Genomic DNA, 1,784 nt, shown 5'->3' with positions numbered 1-1,784 from the left:
CGAGCCCGGCCGTGTGACTCGGGCCGCCGCCGCCACCCGGGGCGTCGCGCCCCCCGCCCCCGGGGGGACGTGCCCCCGTTCTGGTGTTCTCTGTTTCTCCTGACGGCTCCGCGGCCGTGCCGTCCGCCTCAGCGGCCGATCAGATCGGCCAGGGCCTCGGCCTGGTTCGCCATCTGCTCCCACCCGCCGAACAGCATCACCAGCAGCACGGCGCACGGCAGGGCCATGGCCAGCGCGACGGCGGGGTGCCGGGTGGGGCGCTCGGCGGACTGGGGCTGGATGAAGGGCGGTCGACGCCGGCGGGTGGTTCCCGTCTGCTGCGATGCCATGGCCCTGCTCCTGATCCGGTCGAGTTGGCGCGGTGGACGGCTTACCTCGGGGGACGAGCTCCCCGTCCACCGCTGGACACAACGCTATTGGCCGGGGGGCCTTTCGGGCGTCATGCCGTCGTACTGTTCCTCGGGCATCCCGGAGGATGACGCTCAGACTCAAGGCGTACTACCGGAGGGGGAGGAAGGTCGCGCACCGCCCCCGGGGGAACCCTGAGGGGCAACCCCGAGAGGCGATTCGGCACCCCTGTGACCTGCTGCTCAGCTCACGATCGGACAATCGCACGGCGGCTTGAGGTGTTGCGTATCAGCACACCGCAGCGGGCAGTCCGTAAGCTGTGCCGGACAGGAACTGACGATGCCCCAACCGACGGGGCCTCACCCACAGGCTGACGGGGAACGAGACATGGCGATGATGCGGCTGAGGCGTGAGGACCCCCGCATCGTCGGGCCGTACCGCCTGCACCGGCGACTGGGAGCCGGCGGCATGGGCGTGGTCTACCTCGGCTCCGACCGCCGCGGCCAGCGCGTCGCCCTCAAGCTCATCCGGGCCGAACTCGCCGAGGACCAGGAGTTCCGCACCCGCTTCGCCCGCGAGATCGCCGCCGCCTCCAGGATCCGGGGCGGCTGCACCGCCCGGGTCGTCGGCTCCGACATCGAGGCCGACCGCCCCTGGCTGGCCACCGCCTACGTCCCCGGCCCCTCCCTCTACAAGCGGGTCGGCGACGAAGGGCCGCTGAGCTGGCCCGAAGCCGCCCGGATCGGCGCCGCACTGGCCGACGGGCTGGTCAAGGTGCACGAGGCCGGAGTCGTCCACCGCGACCTCAAGCCCTCGAACATCCTGCTCTCCCCGCGCGGCCCGCGGATCATCGACTTCGGCATCGCCTGGTCGCGCGGCGCCAGCACCCTCACCCACGTCGGCACCGCCGTCGGCTCCCCCGGCTTCCTCGCCCCCGAGCAGGTCCGCGGCGTCGCCGTCACACCGGCCACCGACGTCTTCGCCTTCGGCGCCACCCTCGCGTACGCGCTCACCGGGGACACCCCGTTCGGCTCCGGGGCGTCCTCCGAAGTGATGCTGTACCGGGTCGTCCACGAGGAACCCGACCTGTCCGCCGTCCCCCCGCCACTCGCCCCGCTCATCAGGGCCTGCCTTGCCAAGGAACCCGCCGAGCGGCCCGGCGCGGCCGCCCTGCACGAGCGGCTCAGCGAGCTGGCGGCCCGCGGCACGGCCGCCGCCGGCGGGCGCGGGGTCAGACGGGGAACCGCGGCCGCCGCACCCGCCGGTGCACCGCAGGCACCCCAGCACCCCCAGCACCCCCAGCAGGAGAACGGGCGGCCGGGCGTACCGGGCCCCGGGGGCGCCCCCCCCCCCCCCCCCCCCCCCCCGCCGGGCCCGGGCGGGGGGGGGCGGGGGGGCGGGCGGGGCGCCCGCGGGATGTAAAAAAAACACGCAGC

1 protein-coding gene and 1 pseudogene are annotated in these 1,784 nt (G+C 74.6%); one reads left to right on the top strand and one right to left on the bottom strand.

The window, feature by feature from the left end; translation table 11 throughout:
• Nucleotides 1-128: 128 nt before the first annotated feature.
• Nucleotides 129-329 carry a hypothetical protein gene (locus ACFWXO_RS45330; protein ID WP_360230161.1) on the bottom strand — a complete coding sequence of 67 codons (201 nt, stop codon included), beginning with the start codon at nt 327-329 and terminating at the stop codon, nt 129-131.
• Nucleotides 330-735: 406 nt separating this feature from the next.
• Here ACFWXO_RS45330 and ACFWXO_RS45325 point away from each other — a divergent pair.
• Nucleotides 736-1,764 (top strand): annotated as a pseudogene (locus ACFWXO_RS45325) (serine/threonine-protein kinase); the annotation flags it as partial.
• Nucleotides 1,765-1,784: the final 20 nt, after the last annotated feature.

The sequence above is a fragment of the Kitasatospora sp. NPDC059088 genome, from assembly GCF_042738155.1.
Classification (GTDB): Bacteria; Actinomycetota; Actinomycetes; order Streptomycetales; family Streptomycetaceae; genus Kitasatospora.
The sequence above is the reverse complement of the archived record's forward strand: the minus strand, read 5'-3'. Positions and strand labels throughout refer to the sequence as shown.

Coding starts and splice junctions, on each gene's coding strand:
- ACFWXO_RS45330 (WP_360230161.1), bottom strand. CDS start 329: ATGGCATCGCAGCAGACGGGAACCACCCGCCGGCGTCGACCGCCCTTC.